The sequence below is a fragment of the Mesorhizobium metallidurans STM 2683 genome, assembly GCF_000350085.1.
Taxonomy (GTDB): domain Bacteria; phylum Pseudomonadota; class Alphaproteobacteria; order Rhizobiales; family Rhizobiaceae; genus Mesorhizobium; species Mesorhizobium metallidurans.
In genome coordinates this window covers 61,191-76,391 of record NZ_CAUM01000101.1, presented here as the reverse complement: position 1 = coordinate 76,391, position 15,201 = coordinate 61,191, and the positions used below count along the sequence as shown (strand labels likewise).

17 protein-coding genes and 2 tRNA genes are annotated in these 15,201 nt (G+C 54.5%); 8 read left to right on the top strand and 11 right to left on the bottom strand.

Annotated elements, in window-relative coordinates:
• Positions 1 to 38: 38 nt before the first annotated feature.
• Complete coding sequence (locus tag MESS2_RS17045; RefSeq protein WP_008875640.1) at positions 39 to 338, bottom strand: BA14K family protein; 300 nt, start codon at positions 336 to 338, stop codon at positions 39 to 41.
• 288 nt (positions 339 to 626) lie between these two features.
• On the bottom strand, positions 627 to 794 hold the full coding sequence (locus tag MESS2_RS31185) for a hypothetical protein (RefSeq protein ID WP_008875639.1): 168 nt from the start codon (positions 792 to 794) through the stop codon (positions 627 to 629).
• 49 nt (positions 795 to 843) lie between these two features.
• Between MESS2_RS31185 and MESS2_RS32360 the strand changes: the two genes are divergently transcribed.
• From MESS2_RS32360 to MESS2_RS17020, 5 genes are all read left to right on the top strand, one after another.
• Positions 844 to 1,026 carry a hypothetical protein gene (locus tag MESS2_RS32360; protein WP_157357749.1) on the top strand — a complete coding sequence of 61 codons (183 nt, stop codon included), beginning with the start codon at positions 844 to 846 and terminating at the stop codon, positions 1,024 to 1,026.
• Between the two features lie 47 nt (positions 1,027 to 1,073).
• A tRNA-Thr gene (locus MESS2_RS17040) sits at positions 1,074 to 1,149 on the top strand.
• 179 nt (positions 1,150 to 1,328) lie between these two features.
• Complete coding sequence (locus tag MESS2_RS32355; protein WP_008875638.1) at positions 1,329 to 2,009, top strand: hypothetical protein; 681 nt, start codon at positions 1,329 to 1,331, stop codon at positions 2,007 to 2,009.
• A 389-nt stretch (positions 2,010 to 2,398) separates the two neighbouring features.
• Complete coding sequence (locus tag MESS2_RS17025) at positions 2,399 to 3,253, top strand: hypothetical protein (protein ID WP_008875636.1); 855 nt, start codon at positions 2,399 to 2,401, stop codon at positions 3,251 to 3,253.
• A 156-nt stretch (positions 3,254 to 3,409) separates the two neighbouring features.
• A complete protein-coding gene (locus MESS2_RS17020; RefSeq protein WP_040593340.1) occupies positions 3,410 to 3,712 on the top strand; it encodes a hypothetical protein in 303 nt (100 codons plus the stop codon).
• An 815-nt stretch (positions 3,713 to 4,527) separates the two neighbouring features.
• On the opposite strand, the gene MESS2_RS17010 is transcribed toward MESS2_RS17020, so the two are convergent.
• From MESS2_RS17010 to MESS2_RS16955, 9 genes are all read right to left on the bottom strand, one after another.
• Complete coding sequence (locus MESS2_RS17010) at positions 4,528 to 5,007, bottom strand: hypothetical protein (RefSeq protein WP_008875633.1); 480 nt, start codon at positions 5,005 to 5,007, stop codon at positions 4,528 to 4,530.
• Entirely contained in the window at positions 5,004 to 5,210 is a 207-nt protein-coding gene (locus MESS2_RS17005; RefSeq protein WP_040593336.1) for a hypothetical protein, read from the bottom strand. Before MESS2_RS17005 ends, MESS2_RS17010 begins: the two co-directional genes overlap by 4 nt.
• 243 nt (positions 5,211 to 5,453) lie before the next feature.
• A complete protein-coding gene (locus tag MESS2_RS16995) occupies positions 5,454 to 5,885 on the bottom strand; it encodes a hypothetical protein (RefSeq protein ID WP_008875631.1) in 432 nt (143 codons plus the stop codon).
• 251 nt (positions 5,886 to 6,136) lie between these two features.
• The gene (locus MESS2_RS16985) at positions 6,137 to 6,913 is read right to left on the bottom strand and encodes a hypothetical protein (protein WP_008875629.1); all 777 of its coding nucleotides are present in this window, start codon (positions 6,911 to 6,913) and stop codon (positions 6,137 to 6,139) included.
• Between the two features lie 769 nt (positions 6,914 to 7,682).
• A complete protein-coding gene (locus MESS2_RS16980; protein ID WP_008875627.1) occupies positions 7,683 to 8,198 on the bottom strand; it encodes a hypothetical protein in 516 nt (171 codons plus the stop codon).
• A gap of 116 nt (positions 8,199 to 8,314) precedes the next feature.
• Positions 8,315 to 8,650: a Rap1a/Tai family immunity protein gene (locus MESS2_RS16975; RefSeq protein WP_008875626.1), complete on the bottom strand. Its 336-nt coding sequence runs from the start codon at positions 8,648 to 8,650 to the stop codon at positions 8,315 to 8,317.
• A 676-nt stretch (positions 8,651 to 9,326) separates the two neighbouring features.
• The gene (locus MESS2_RS33010; protein WP_008875624.1) at positions 9,327 to 11,330 is read right to left on the bottom strand and encodes an AAA family ATPase; all 2,004 of its coding nucleotides are present in this window, start codon (positions 11,328 to 11,330) and stop codon (positions 9,327 to 9,329) included.
• 168 nt (positions 11,331 to 11,498) lie between these two features.
• Positions 11,499 to 11,738 (bottom strand): helix-turn-helix transcriptional regulator, encoded by a 240-nt coding sequence (locus MESS2_RS16960; RefSeq protein ID WP_008875623.1) that lies wholly within the window; start codon positions 11,736 to 11,738, stop codon positions 11,499 to 11,501.
• Between the two features lie 169 nt (positions 11,739 to 11,907).
• The gene (locus tag MESS2_RS16955; RefSeq protein WP_008875621.1) at positions 11,908 to 13,191 is read right to left on the bottom strand and encodes a site-specific integrase; all 1,284 of its coding nucleotides are present in this window, start codon (positions 13,189 to 13,191) and stop codon (positions 11,908 to 11,910) included.
• A gap of 151 nt (positions 13,192 to 13,342) precedes the next feature.
• Between MESS2_RS16955 and MESS2_RS32350 the strand changes: the two genes are divergently transcribed.
• From MESS2_RS32350 to MESS2_RS16945, 3 genes are all read left to right on the top strand, one after another.
• Positions 13,343 to 13,403: transfer RNA gene (locus tag MESS2_RS32350), tRNA-OTHER, on the top strand.
• A gap of 146 nt (positions 13,404 to 13,549) precedes the next feature.
• Positions 13,550 to 14,050 carry a hypothetical protein gene (locus tag MESS2_RS16950; protein ID WP_008875620.1) on the top strand — a complete coding sequence of 167 codons (501 nt, stop codon included), beginning with the start codon at positions 13,550 to 13,552 and terminating at the stop codon, positions 14,048 to 14,050.
• 9 nt (positions 14,051 to 14,059) lie between these two features.
• On the top strand, positions 14,060 to 15,013 hold the full coding sequence (locus MESS2_RS16945) for an MvdC/MvdD family ATP grasp protein (RefSeq protein WP_040593325.1): 954 nt from the start codon (positions 14,060 to 14,062) through the stop codon (positions 15,011 to 15,013).
• The last annotated feature ends 188 nt before the right edge of the window (positions 15,014 to 15,201 follow it).

Sequence of the window (15,201 nt, the reverse complement as noted above, 5' to 3'; positions counted from 1 at the left end):
GCAAGGGGGGAGATCGGCAGCTTCACCGACGGTGCCTCTCAAAGCCGGCAATAGCGGCGATAACCGTCGTAGCCGACATAGGTGTCGGTGTAGGGATCGTAGCTCTGGTAGCGATCGAGGCAGCGGCGGACATGCCAGGAACCGCCCTCTTCCTCGATATAGACGGTACGCGGCTGGGCGAGCGCGGTGCCGAGCAGGAAGCCGCCGACGCCGGCGGCGATGCCGATGCCGAGGTGCCTCCTGTGATGACTGCCATGGGCAGCCGAGGGCTGAATGGTGCCGGCCAGCATGACGGCCGCGACGGAGGTGGCGATAAGGCTGGAAATGAAAGTGCGCATGATGATCTCCTTGCTTCGTTGTGAGAGGCGATCCATCCGCCCCTTGACCATCGGTCGTTTCGGCAAGGAAAAAGGTTCGAAGCTTCCTTGAAATTTTTCGAGTGGCAGCTTCGCCGGCACAACAAGCAAAAAGGGCGGCCGAAGCCGCCCTTTCACGAACCGGGTCACCTGATCAAAGGAAGATGATCACCTTGCCATGCTTGTGGTGATGAGTAGTGAGTAGTGAGATACGTGCCATGACGCGTTGCGATTCACTACTGACTACTGACTACTGACTCTTTCGCCGGTTCAGCCCATGCCGGTGACGTGGCGCAGCCAGAAGGCAAGCGCGATGAAACCGACGATGGTGGTAACCCCGGTCCAGTCGATATTGGCGTTCTTCACGTCCCTGATAAGCTTCACCAGGAGAAGCCAGGCCACCACGACGATCGGCAGAATGATGACAAGTCTGATCATGCGACACCCTCGCGCAAGCGATTGCACCTCGATCGGATATAGGAAGTGAATGAGCCGTTTTCAGGATGCCCTGCCCGGCGGCTCATGCACCAGGGCCGATAACCGAAAATGGAGTTTTGTCTTTACTGGCGCAACAAATATGCTACCGGAGCGCCGTGCCCTTGTAGCTCAGCTGGTAGAGCAGCGGTTTTGTAATTCGCTGGATCAATCAGCTAAGGCTTTGGAAAGCTGAAATGTTTTTCAAAGCCGGGTTTCAGGGGTATACGTACGGGTAAATGTGCCGCCTTAGCTCAGATGGTAGAGCAGTAGTTTTGTAAACTATTGGTCGGGGGTTCGAGTCCCTCAGGCGGCACCATCCACACCCTAACAGGCCGCGCGGGCTGGTGTGCGCCACCTTTTCTTCCGTCATCAATGAGCAATCCGGCGCTGCCTAGGCATTTTTGCGCAAGGGTTCGGTGTGAAACTCTTACGTAGCAGACTCAGTTTCAATACGATATCTGCTTGTGCTCTTTTCTTGCCAATTGAGTTTATCGAATGCCCAAGATTGCAGTGAATTTGACTGAGCAGCTATCGGACGCCCGATCAAATGAAGTGGCTTACAGAGCCACTGTTGAAAATTCAGGCGTTGAACCGGTTCACCTTCTTGCACTGACGCCACGGTTGCCCGAAGGGGTCGAATTGATTGAGGTGAAAGATTTCTCCGCCGAGTTGGACAAAGTCCGCCACCAGCGCCTTTGTAGAGAACTGACAAGCATTCTTGCTAATCATCTATCATTGGTATCAACTGACTATCGCAAAGAGTTGTCTGCTTTATTCAGAGAGTACGTTAAAGAAACTTTCTCTATGCAAGGTATTCTATATATTATTTACAGAATATCTAATATGGATAAAACCACTAGTAAAATCGCTGAGAAATATTTTTACATGGATTTTTCCATACAAAATTACACTGACGCGAAGGCAGCAATTTCAAAATGGTTCATTGAGTCCAATAGAGTTGCAGGAGAAATATTCCTAGCTAAAGCGGAGCAACTGGAGCGGCTCGAAAAAACGATGGGGGCGGGCGAAGCATCGAAAGCGCTTGCCGTCATTGAAGCGGAATCATTCGCCGCCACGACATACGTATTGCACTTTCCCAGAAGTTACCTTAATCCGCGAAAATTCAGTTTTACTGTAGAAGCTTCGATTTCCTCCGGAGAGGACAGTCCTACCTAACTCCACGCCGCTAGCGCGACTGTAACCGTGAGTCCAAGACCTTACGTATTGTCCATTGTCACAGTCATTTCAGCCTTTATGGGAGCGTCTTTAAAATACTCTTTGGCGCAGACGCCGTCACAATCTATTCAGAATTACTTCTCGTCCCTGATAACTTATCTGTTCACTGCTCCGGGGCTGTCGGGAGCCGTCCTGGCCCTTATTGTTTTCAATGTTTATGAATACATGGAGTTGGGTAGGACCATCAAGATGGGGATCGGCTGGAGGAGTGCGCTTCTAGTCGGCGCCCTATGCGGCCTATTTTCTGATCGCATGATCAAGGCGCTCCAGGTTCTTGTCGGCGGTTAAAGCCGGGCTTTTGCGCACCGAACCAATCTCGGGAATGTCAGATGTCTTGGCCCACACTCGTTAACGTTCTCCAGTCTGGAGCCTTTGTCGCGATTATCCTCGCGGCTGTAGGTTTCCCACTCAAAATTTGGATACAATCGAGCGTCAGCCATCGCTTTGACCGCAAGCTTGAGGGGCTGCGAAATAGCATCAGTCGCAACAACTCGCGCTTAGACTCGCTACAATCATCGTCATTGTCTCTGATGTCCGCAAGGCAGGCTGCCCTTGATGCGAGATGCCTTCAAGGTATCCAAGCGCTATGGTCCGCAACTGTCGACCAGCGGCGGTTTAAGGCCGCGGTTCAAATGCTCCAGCGGTTGAATGTTCCGGAGATTGCGAAGACCATGGAGGAAGGCGGGCAGGACCGAGAAAAGATGAAAGAATTAGGAGCCGGCCTTTTCAGCGTTTTAGGTTTGGATAACGCACCCCCGGCCGATGGGCAAAGGCCCGACCATGAGCGCCTTTTTGTTCCTTCTGCGGCTTGGGCCGCATTCGAAGCTTTGAGGTCAACCAATATGCAGGCCGTCGCGATATTAGCGAGTATGAAAGCTGGAATCGGCCCCTCACTTGTTGTCGATATCGCCGACGTGAACAAGCTAATCATGTTGGCGCTTCCGCATATGTCCGACTTTATGGCTAGCCATCCAGACAGCGGAGCATTCTTCGTTACAGATTCCCTTGAAAACATGATCTTTGATCAGCTAGCTGCCGCGTTAGACTCTCCCGATGCAGACAGGAAAATTATTGAGAAAGCTAGCTATATAACAAGCCGCATCCAAAACCATGCCGTGAGTATCCTAGAGGATATTCCAGAACGATATAAACGGTCTGAAGCCTTAGAGCCTCCACAAAAATAAGGTTCCTGCTGCGGTGCGAGCGCCGGGCCGTTAGAAACGCCGTGAGCTGACCGGCGAAACGCGTTCCAAAGGGTCAAAATTACCCCTCCAAATCCCCTGCCCGCAATCAGTTGCTCTGACCAAAGCGTTGAGGGTTGATTTCATTACGAATTCGCCGTGGCTCTGCGCTGCTGGCGCCTGTTTGAATGTTTGCTGCTCATGCGTGATGATGAGCTGCATCCGAACAAGGATTGCTTTACGGCGATGACCGAATGCGCCTTGCCGTTCGTACTCCAAGGCGTCTTTTGCGCTTATTTTGCTCCGATTGCGGCGGCGCAATCTGTTGAGACTTGCGTGATTTTTGCCATGAAATCCGGATCATTTCGGGGGTCGGCTGATAGCGGCTGCTGCGTTGCAAACGCCACTGCCGTTTTCCACACGACTTTAGGCGCCATCTTGTCAGACATACAGCTGCAATAGGGATGCTGTTGGTCCGTGGGCATTGCAGCTACCGCCGCATTGTTCTCAGAGCATCCTTTATAGATTTCTGCGGTAGCACGTTCGATGTGATTTGAGATATCCTGCCAAATAAGCAACGACATCAAAGCGATGAAAGCCACATAGCCTGGGATTAGACCTCGAATTGTCGTGGCGCGCCTAGTTGCAAAGTAACCGACGGCGGCAGGTGCAGCGACATATCCGACACCATATGCATAATCCCCCCAACCAATTCCTACAATTGCAGCTCCGACGACAACGAAAACCCCGAAAATGAACCAGTGCCAGAGTGGCGGCTACGTGGCCGCTATGTTGAGATTGCTCATTCTCCCCCAGACCTTTCGATAACATACAACGCCTCATGGCATTGTTAGTCCCTTCGTAATATTCTTTGCAAATGTCTGAACTGTCAAAAAAGCAATCCGCCTCCGACGCTTTGAGAATCGGTTTTGAAACTCACCGGGCCATCTCAGGGAAGTTGACCGTGGCCAATCGTAACAGCATGGTCGCCCGGAATATCCTTCACGAGGAGCTAGGTTATTTTTCCGACGTACAGACTTCTTATAGCCTGGACGAGGAGACGCGAGACCGGCTGATCGCGCATGGACGACAGGACGCCGCCCACGCTCTCACAAATACAATCGCGTTGATGGAAAGCCAGGCTTCACGGAGGTGGACGAACCGATTGCTGCTAATTGCCGTGGCTCTATTGGTCTATATCGCCTATCGAGTAACCACCTGAGCGAGCCTATCTCAGGGAATTGGGACGGGCGGTCAGCATGTCGCCTCGCTCCTTTTCATTGCAGCACCATCGTCAGCGCAACGTTTTCGCCGGTCAACTCCGCAAGACTTCGACCGGCAACGCGCTGTTTGTAAAATTGTTGCCCACAGTCAAACCCTGCCGGTTCGAGACGATCTGGGATGCGTTCAAGGCTACGCCGCCAAGCCGCGCCGAATTCGTCGTCACTCATGCCGAATAGCAGTGCGGTCGAGAGGCGGAACTGTTGAATGGTCAAATGCGGGAGTTTGCAGCGGTAATGCGAAATGATTGCAAACACGTCTTTGTCGCACAGTTCGAGAGTGCCGCGAACGTCGTCATAATGGGATTGGTCGCTGCAACTGCCATGAAAGCCAAGCTTGCCGGCCACGGGTGCAATCATGCTGCGGAACCGGGTAAAAATTGCTTTGATCCGTCCCGCCTCTAATTCGACAATGTCGCCTATCGGAACAACGTGAACAGCGATGGTGTTGGGGAATCGGGTCCTTCCGATGTTCATTGTGCGTTACCCCTGTTTATTGTGATCGGTTCGGCCGGTTCGATCTCCCCCAACGGGTCAAAGATCAACGCGAGCCTGCATGACTTCGGAAAAGGTTGCGAATTACCATTGAGATTGGAGCAATTCACAATCTGACCACCCTTGATTTCAACGAACAACGTTGCGTCGTCCAAATAGTGAATTGACGCAGTTTCGAGTTTCATTTTTCGTCTCCTTGTGGGTTCTAGATTGAGTATCGTGTGATGCCGTAGCGGCGGTTGAGCGCCCACCTTGCTATATCGGCGGTCCGCACGACCAACATTTGCCCGCATCGGATCGGGATCGGAAACGAATTGAACGACTGCATGTAGTAAAGCCGTTGCATGTCCCATTCGAAGATGGATGCGGCAAAGGTTTCATCAACGAATTCACAAGATGGTATTGCGACCGTCTCATTATGCGTTGCCCTAGCCATTGATCATTCGCCGATAGGCTTCGGACGCTTCTTCCTCCGATACATTTGCGGGAAGCGTAGTGGCGTGTTGCTTGTCGTCGCTGGCGTCCTTGTGAAGGGCGTCCAAATTCCGAGCCTTCTCGATTGAGGTCATCAGTTGGCGAAGCTCACCGGAATTGATCTCGCCTTGGGAATACGCTTCGATTGGATCGCCGTTTGGGATCATGGCGGGTATGCCACCCATAGGAACGAGCATCTTCACCAACACTGACAGCAATTGTGTATCGCCGCCGAGCGCGGCGGAAATAGCGGTCGTGATGATCGCATCGCCATGTTTTGTAAGATGTTCCAAGGCACGGCGGCGATGAGAAATCGCCCCCGGCGCTCTTCCGCCAAGCTTATTCCCCGGCAGGAAACGCCCCGTAATCTTGTCTTTATCACTCATCAAAAATTCCGTTTAAATAGCGGCAATTAGCGGTCAGCACCAAGATATCTTGCAGCCGCGCTCATTGAGGAACGCGGCTATTTCAGCCGTGGGCGTGAGCGTGGTTTTCCCCTGCCGCCGTGATGGTCGCGGAAACCCGTAACGAACGCGCCACTTCTCTATCAATCGCCGGTCAGCGTTGAGCGTGGTCTGTATCTCTGCCGCGCTCATTGTCGCTTTCGTCGGCAACGCCACGGTGCGACCCAGGTTGATCATTCCGCGACCTTGCCCGTTGTCAGAAGCCAGTAAGCTTGATCCCGCGAAAGATCGGTCGCCACCGCCACAACGTCGATGATGGATTGCACCGTGTTGCGAACCGCATCGACCGTGGTGACACGGTTCCGGAGCGCATCCAGTGAGTTGCGGGCGGCGTCCATGGCAGCGGCTTCATCCGCACCAAAGGCCATCGGATTGTTGGCGTCGGGCCGACGCTGGAAATCAGCCTGCAAACCGGATCGGGCGATATGACGCTTGATAGCGTACTGATCTTCGACAATCTGCCAAACCGGATCGGGTGTAGCGTCGAAATAGGACCGACCGGCTTCCATGAGCGCCGCAAGTTCTTCTAGCGAGGCGCGCTGTGCGAACGCTGCCTGTCCAGCGGTGTCTTTGGCGATGAAGCGATCTCGGGTCTGCGCTCGCAACGGAGCGTTGCCCGGATCGACGGCGGTGGCGTTCGCAGCGGCGGCAGCGGCGGCGCGGCCTTCGGCAATGCCGCCACCAATCAAATCCTGAAAGGGTGCCGCCAGTATCTTGGCTGCGGCTTCACGGTTCGCAGTGCCGCGAGCGTCCGGTTGGAACCGTGCCGCGTTGCCGGCAATGTTATCATTGAACGATCCCATTGCGCTGGTGAGGCGGGCGGCTTGCGAGGCGACCGGGCTTTCCGGCGCGGTAAGGTCGGACGGCAACGCTGCTACAGCGTTGCGGCCATCCTCATGTCCTACAGAGAGGATCGTAGCGCGGTCGGTCCTGGCGAGGGAGCTTTTCATAATCTCGGGTTCCTTTGAGCTTGTTAATTTACAGGCAACATCCCCGTATACTGCCTGCCTGTCAATCATATGTCGCCATGTCCCCAAGAAAAAATAAGATCACAACAAATATACTTTTGACTCTCATCGCAAATTATACATCGATCTATTCGACGACATTTACCGCAATGACCATTGCAGACGACTGCAAAATCTCACGACACCCCACTTGCGCAAAGACCAGCGATTGCCGAATAGTCGCGCGGGAACAGAACGCCCGGGCAGCTTGACGGGAGCGGGGTTCATGCGCGGTGTTTGGCTAGCATTAGTAGGGCTGACGGCTCTGGCAGCTTGCAACAGTTCGTCATCCGATCAATGGCGACCGGTCGCGCCGAACTCATACGAGGGACGATTTGAGCGAGCGAAGGCGATCTGCAACGCTCGTGCTGCGCAGACCATGGCAGCAGCCGGGAGGCTATGGATTGCCGGCGCTGCTTACTCTGATATCGCGTTTCGCGGTTGCATGGCCGAACAAGGGTTTGCTCCGAAAACTTGATCGACCAGACACCATCGCAAACGACCGCAGCAGGTGAGCAGCAAATCAACGATTCGATGCTTGCCGTCACCAATCGGGATTGATTTCAATGCGTTAGGTGACGCATCAAGGCATCGATCATCGGGCGGGTATATGTACGGGTATTTTTGGACGGGCGGCTGCGCCAGCTGGACACTCAGAGACAATACCTGTCCTTGGTTCTTGTCCCTGATCTGTCCAGTGCTAACGGAAATCCTAATACGGATCGAGGCGTGACCAGTTCAGGTACATCAACGGATTTTCATCTTCAAAAGCGCCCCAGAAGTTAATCCGCTCTGTCGGGGCCAACGCGTAAGTAACGTCCATGAACTTTCTGGTTCCGTAAAATGCCGAATAACTGATTGCGTTCCACCGGTCTGGGCTCCTGTTCTCAATATCCCACACTACGTAGCCTGAATGGGTCTGCTTTGTGAGGCTTATAAGCGCCGACCCGTCATCGTCTCCCTTGTCTTCAAATTCTCGTACCTCACTAATGGCCATTTGAAACCCTGGGAAGGCGACAGGTCTTTCTCTACCGTCTTCCAAATGGAACCACCGAGTCGCAACGGGGTTCCCGTTCTTGTCCCAATTCACGACCTTTATCGTCTTCTGCCGCCCGCACTTGTTGAAAAGCTTGGGGTTGTTCGTTCCGAGATTGGTGAAGTCAGCGCAACCTCCCCCGAGGTCGATTTTGTTTAGGATACCGGCATGGTTCTTGTAAGACTCAGACATTTGCAAATCCTCCTCATCCCCCAGCCGGCACGCTACCATGAAGACTTAAATAGTACATAGCTGTAGTCTTAAACGTTCAAAGTAAGTTCGTTTTGTCCCTGATCTGTCCACTCATTTCAGGGGCAGAAAGCCAGCGTCAATGCGTTCATCGCAAGCGAGGCAGCAGTGTTATGACGCTCCTCGGGATGCTGCTGCAGGTACTGCGTCACTACATCGGCGATCTGCTTGACGGTGGCTGCGGCGGGGACGGTACACCGGGGCATGGTCGGCTCCCACCTCTGGATTGTTGTCCACGTATCGTTCACGCCCTCAACAAAGCCGTAGCAGAGCGCCTGCTGGCTATCCACTTCTGAGGTGCATTTGGCATACAGCTTGTTGCCATCCTGGAAGTTCGCGAAACAGGGCGTCGGCACACTCCACGCTATGCCCGCGACAATCAGAATCTTTAGCATTTCGTCCCCCACGTTCTCTTATCCCCGCATTCCCTACTGAGCTGGCGGAAGCGGTAGCGGGAGAGCCTTAGCACCCTCACCGCGCAAACAGGCTTCTAGATCGATCCGGTAGTTCAGGCCCTTTGCCCACATGCAAGCTGATTGTTCGTGCGAATAGCCTTTCGCCCTCAGACAGGCGTCAATGAATACGGGCATCATTAGGTCACCGGTCGCCCGTTGCAACGCCTCGTACTGGCATTTAGCGCTATCCTGTTCGATGTCCTGCCAAGGCCACGTCCAACCTCCCAACACTAAGGATGCTGCCCCCAACACCAGCACTCTCCCCCTGCTCCTGATCCAAACGGTCATCATGGTTGCTCAAGTACACCTTTCAATATTGCGAAAATCAGGCCCGGGACGAAGCGTAGGACGACCACCGCTACACCAAGCTTCCTTTCTGATGTACTCCCGCATGATCGAAGAGTCTCCCGTCTGAAATTTACCCATACATCAGCCAGATAATTGCCCAAGTTAGCGGCCTGCCCTATTTTTCAGAGAGTGTGCTGCGCGCCCAGCGCGTGCACTCTCTAGGGGTGTGGGGATGTTGCGCGCGAGGGAGATTGAGGGGAGATTGAGGAGAGTTGCGAGAGAATTGCGTGGGTCCAAATTACCGCTAAATAACACCAAACCCTATAATTTATGAAATTACCGCCAAATAACGCTTATCGTGTCCGCTTTCTTTCTTGGTCCTGACAGCTATTTTACCGTCTAATAGCAGACGCTCCATTGCATCCTTGATTGATCGTTTTGAACATCCTTCCGCGTCGGGGTGATTTGCAAAGACTGTTGGCGCATAATTCGGGCCGGAACTTGGATTGGTGTCCCGGCCTTGTGCCGTGAATTGTTCGAGCAATTTCAGGAAAACACGCTCCGCTTTTGCGTTGGTGTCCGACGCGTCCACATGATCGGCAACAAAAACGCCGTTGCGAAATGTCAAATCGATCTCGTTTCCGACGCGGCCATAGTTGCTTTTCATGACTCTAAGCCGTCGCGCATCAACATTGGGTTCATAGTCATCATCTTTGATTCGCTCGAAATAGAGGCGTGATCGAACACTGTTATTCCAGCCGGTTGAGCCAGACGTTCCGGTTCCGGTCGCCAAGCCGCTCAAACTTGGATGCGCCAAAAGCACAACTGCGCATTGGTGACGAATGGCAATTCCGCGTAGCAGGCCTATAAATTGGCGAGCTTGTGCGCGGTCGTTTTCATTGCCGGGATATAAATCGGCCAGCGTGTCGAGAATGACCAGCTTTGGACGTTGTTCGGCTATTTTGGCGTCCAGTGCGTGATAGAGCGGCGAAACATCAAGCACCCCGCTTTTCGTCAACGTCGCCAATAGGGCGTTATCACCGGCCAAGCTGGCGAGCGTAAGTTGGCGCAAATCGTCCAGGGTGATGTTTTCCGCTCTTGCGATGTCTGCCAAACGGCGATGCAATTCGGCCTTGTCATCTTCGGCGGAAATGACTAGCGCCGGACCGGCCATAGGAAGGCGGTTGATCCAAAAGCGACGTGTCGTGACCGCCACGGCCAATTGTAGCGCTAAGAGGCTCTTGCCGGTCCCGCCGTCGCCGCCTAGCAGTGTTACGGTTCCGTTGGGGATTAGATCGGGCACCAACCATTCCCGCGATGGCGGCGGGCCGGAGAGGTCCGATGCCGGGAAAAACTCAATTGGCGACCGCGATGATTGCGACGGCAACTGATGCACGACGCCGTTAAAAAATGCCCAGCCGCGCGCGTTGTCGTTTGCGCTCATCCTTCCGAGCGTCGTGAAGTCGTGATCCGCGCCGTTGCGCTGGAAATCGCCCCATGTTCGCGCATTTTCGTCTGGCTTGTTTTTGTCGCCGTGTTGTTCATTCCATGTCTGCCAATCGCGTTCGGCATTTTCCGAGCCGGGCAAGCCGCGTGTCGCTATAAAGAATGCTCCGCTCATCGAAAGCCAAGCGCTGCGTTCTATGTCACTTGGATGGACGCTGCGGAGCGCATCAAGGGCGGTTTGATAAGATGGTGCGCGCCGCCCTTCGCCGGGTTTGAATTGCCGCCCGTCTGTCCGCTCCGTTGTCGCGGGTCCGATCGATTGCAGTCCTTCGACCGTATCGAGCGGACGGCCTTCGGTTCGCAAGAATTGGACTGGGTAGCCGCCCAATACGCTACCGACATAGAACGCCTGTGAAGGCGTGAAGCTTTCCGGCGCGAGAATGCCGCCAAGCAAGCCGTTGAGCCGCCCTACAAGCGCATGACGATCATTCGGGGGATGTGCTTGGGACAGCGGGCAAAGGACACGCCAACGCGGTTTGTCCGGGCGATGCGAGGGGGACGTGTAAATGAATGCCTGGACGCCTTTTGCTATCAACAAGGCCGCAGCGCTATCGGGCGGCATTTGCCCGGCATCGTAGTCCCCCTCAATGCCATAGACCGTTTCTAGATTCGCATCGGTCCGGTAGTTGCCCGCAAACGTGGCGAGCTTGATCAGAGGCAAATCGCTCTTAGATGCTGCGGTCAAAGTGTTCCGCTCGATCCAGTCGCAAAGATCGGCCCAGGTGGTTGTGTTGCGTTGTCCTGCCGGTTGATTGTTTCGTTCAAAGTAGGTGAGCGAAAGCGGTATCGGGTTGCCCGCTGGTGTGAGCGGTGCTAGGGAATTCATGCAAGGCTACTTTCCAATCGCCCGGTACGGCTCGCAACGCCTTGCCGGGCTTTTTCTTGATCTTCGGTCTAAACAACCGCTGCTCTGCTTAAAATATTTCTGCAATATCAAATGCTTGGCATCTCCCAGCTGTCCGCCTTCTCAATCAGGGTGTTTCAGCGGGTAAAATCAGGCCGCATCGACGCGCCGGCCCGCTGCGAAGCGCTCGACTTCGGCGCGCGACCAGTACCGCCGTCGATTGATGACACGGGCAGGCTTCGGGAAATCAGCAACTGGCGGTGTCGCCTTCCCCGTTCGGGGATCGAATTCACCATTGAGCCAGCGATAGAGTGTCATATCGGAAATGCCGCCGCAGATGAGGCGCACGGCGGGCGCGGGAATAAGCGTACTAGTGGGGTTCGGGTTCATGGGGCATGCCTCAAATCTCTGGTTGTCAGGATTTGCGGGCATCCACCACGCGAGCGCCGGTCCAAGCGGCATCGGCCATCCGGCCGTCACGCCGCCCAAATCAGGCGGCATAGAAACCGTGAGCTAACGTTAGCTCACGGTCAAGAGCATGTTCTAACGATTTTTCAGGTTATGCACGCTTCGAAAGCAGCGTTACATTGTTTGCGGTGATCGCTGCGATACGAGTTGCCCATTTCTCCAAAGCATCGCGCTTTTCATCTTGATAATCGTAGCGGTTATAGATTGCCGCAACGCCGCTTACCTTTCCGGTTTTGTGATTTAGAATTGCTTCAGTCACTTCCTGCTTGATTCCAAGCTTGGCGAGTTCGGTTGCGCATGTGCGCCGCAGATCGTGCAGATGCCAATCCGGCAGCGCCGGTTCGCCGCAATGCTTGTCGAGCGCTTTCTTGCCATTGCTAAAGCCGCTGAACGGCGTGGTCGCCGTTGTGGTGAAAACGTACTCGGACGGGTTGCCGTCCGCATCTGCGATCCTTGGCAAGGTCTTGATGATCGATTGCGCCAGCGGTGCGAGATGCACCACGTGCGGGCGGGAGTTTTTGGTGCGCGATCCTTCAAGCGTGATCGTGTCCAGATCGTCGGATAACTCGCGCCATTTCAATTCGGCAATCTCGTCTCTCCTCTGACCCGTGAGCAAGAGCAGTTGCGCCATCGGCCCGAACGGATAGCCGCACTTTTCGGAAGCGTTCCAAACCGTCTTGATCTCGTCGGTCGCTAGAACGCGGTCGCGGCTTTGCGGCTTTGCTGGCGCTTCCGCCAGATCAATGATGTTTCGGCCGATGGCTCGCGCAACTGGTTTCCAACGGAAGAATGCAGACAGCACCGCGAAGGCGTTGCGACGTGCGCCCGGCGTGAGTTTCGCCAGAAGCTTCTCAACATCGCGATAGTCGATTGTCCGAATGTCGGTGACATGTTTCCAGTGCGGCTTGATGTTGGTCGAGATAATGCGTTCGTATTCGTCTGCGGTCGATGCCTTGACAGCCCTGCCCTTGAAGCCGGTTGCGCGAGCGGTCTTGATGAATTCATCAAACCACGCGTTGACGCTTGTCTTGTCGATCTTTTGCGTTCGGGGATCGTTGCCACGCTTCGCATCCGCAATGACCTTTTCGGCCGCTGCCCGTGCCTGTGTGACGTTGAGCGCTTGCGTTGGCGATATGATGTTGCTGGCGCGGTCGCCGCTGCCGATTTCGTCATAGCGTCCGATGGTTACTTTCGCCGGCTTACCGTCGATCTTCGTTCGCACCGCCCAAGATAGCGCACCGCTCGGTTGCGGTTGCATGACCAAATAAAGCCCGGCTTGCGCGGCGTCCGATATCTCTTGCCGCGTTGCCGTTGGCTTCAATGCGCTGACGAATGCAGCGGCCTTTTTATGCTGCGCGGGGATCGGTCCAGGCATCGGTTTATCGCTCCGGGGTAACATCAGGGGTAACCACGGGTATGTGATACTACGTTATGAACCGATATGCAAACCGGTGCTCCATCAGCATTAAAACATTGATTTTGCTTAATTTTGTTTCCGCTAGCGGTAGGGTCTGTTACCCTTCGGGGTGTTCTGGCACAAAATTTGTAAACCGAAGGTCGGCGGTTCGATCCCGTCCGGGGGCACCACCCTTCGCTCTTCGAGCTTCGGGTGGCGGGCGGGCGGCCTGGGTTTTCACCGACAGAGCCTTTTCTCCACCAGGCGGCTTGACCGAATACTGAAGGTGACGCTACGGTTAACCTTGGTATATTTCGGTGTTCAACGGAGCACGGTGATGCCCAGTGTCGACGACTTTGCAAAAGAGAACCCCAGTCTGAGCAAGGGTGAAGCTTCCGCGCCACCCAGTGCCGATGACCTAAGGCTTCTGGTTGAAATAATTGAAGTTTTGCCGGAAGCAGTGAATTTCGCTTACGCGGGAATCGGATACTCAGTCGCCCGTAATCGAGTTTCTGACATTTCGGTCATCCCCCGTAGCCTCGGGGACTTGCCCAGCCCGCCATACGCGATCCTGACCATCAGTCATAACACCCAGTTGACCACAATACACTCCATCGCTGCTTCGGATTTGGTCGGAGCCGTTCCGTTCAGCATGGCGGGCCATCTGGAACCGAAAGCGTGCAGCAAGGGCCCGAGCGAGCGCGAGATCGATTGGATTTCGAAGACTGGGTACAACTTAGTGCCTCGGAGCGACGTTGCTTTTTCGAGCAATAGCGCGACCAGGAGTGGCGGAGCTAACGATGACTCCGGGGTTGATGATTGGTGCCACGCGATCTAACGACGATCGATGGGCACCGCAGTAATCGTAGCGCATTCCGATGATTTACATGCTCACGCTGTCAAGGTCGCGACCGAGCGGCTCGGAGGGGATGCATACATTCTCGACGTCCAAGAATTTACGAGTTCGTATGACTTGCTCGCGACCATAGGCAAAGGTGGTTTTGACCTTCAAGTCTTAGACCGTCGAGGGGCTGCTGAATCGTTACAGCTTGCCAACATTGCCGGGCTATGGTGGCGGAGAACCGCATACCCTATTAGTATTTCCAACGAGCGCGCAAAGACAGGTGTGCTCTCGGTAGCTCATACAGAGCGCCAGATAGCAATTACAGGAACTCTTCACGGACTAGTAGAGAACTCTTTCAATGAACCGGGCAAGAGTCAGCTGGCTGCGTATAAACCTGCTCAGTTAACGCGTGCTCAGGCATTGGGATTGCGAGTTCCCGAGACGCTCATAACTAACGACCCTGTCGCCGTCAAAGATTTTCACGAAAGAATGGGTGGTGAGACAATCTACAAGATGTTTCACAGCCCTCGCGTGGGCATACATCCAACTCGACGCCTTCGGACTGAGGACTTCGAGTCGATCGACAGATTGATTACATGCCCGGCCATCTTCCAGGAGCGGATCAGGGGCGAATTCGACATTCGCGCCACGGTCGTCGGCGACAGGGTTTTTGCGGCGCGAATCATTTTCGCCCCTTTGGAGGATGTGATCGACACACGATTCGTGGAGACGGAGGTCACCCCCTGGACGTTGCCCGCCGACGTGGAGGAGGCACTGATTCAGATGGTGGCGGATTTCGGGCTCGTCTACAGTGCGGTCGATATGCGTTACTCCGATGAATTAGGGTACGTCTTCTTCGAGTCGAACCCCGAGGGGCAATATCTTTGGTTGGAGATCGAGGCGAACTTAGAGATAAGCCATGCGATCGCCAGTAGACTGTTGCGCAAGAACTGCTGAGAGGCCCCACCTAACCCAAGATGGGTCATGGCGTGAATTCGGCCGAGCCGGAGCGAACGTCCGCCTCAGGGATTAGAAGGCATTTCGCATGGGGGTACCAAGCGCCATATCTACCGGCCTAGCTGCGCTCGGCCGGCATCCAGTCCCGGCCATTCAATGCCATTCGATTAAACTTCTCCTGTGTATAT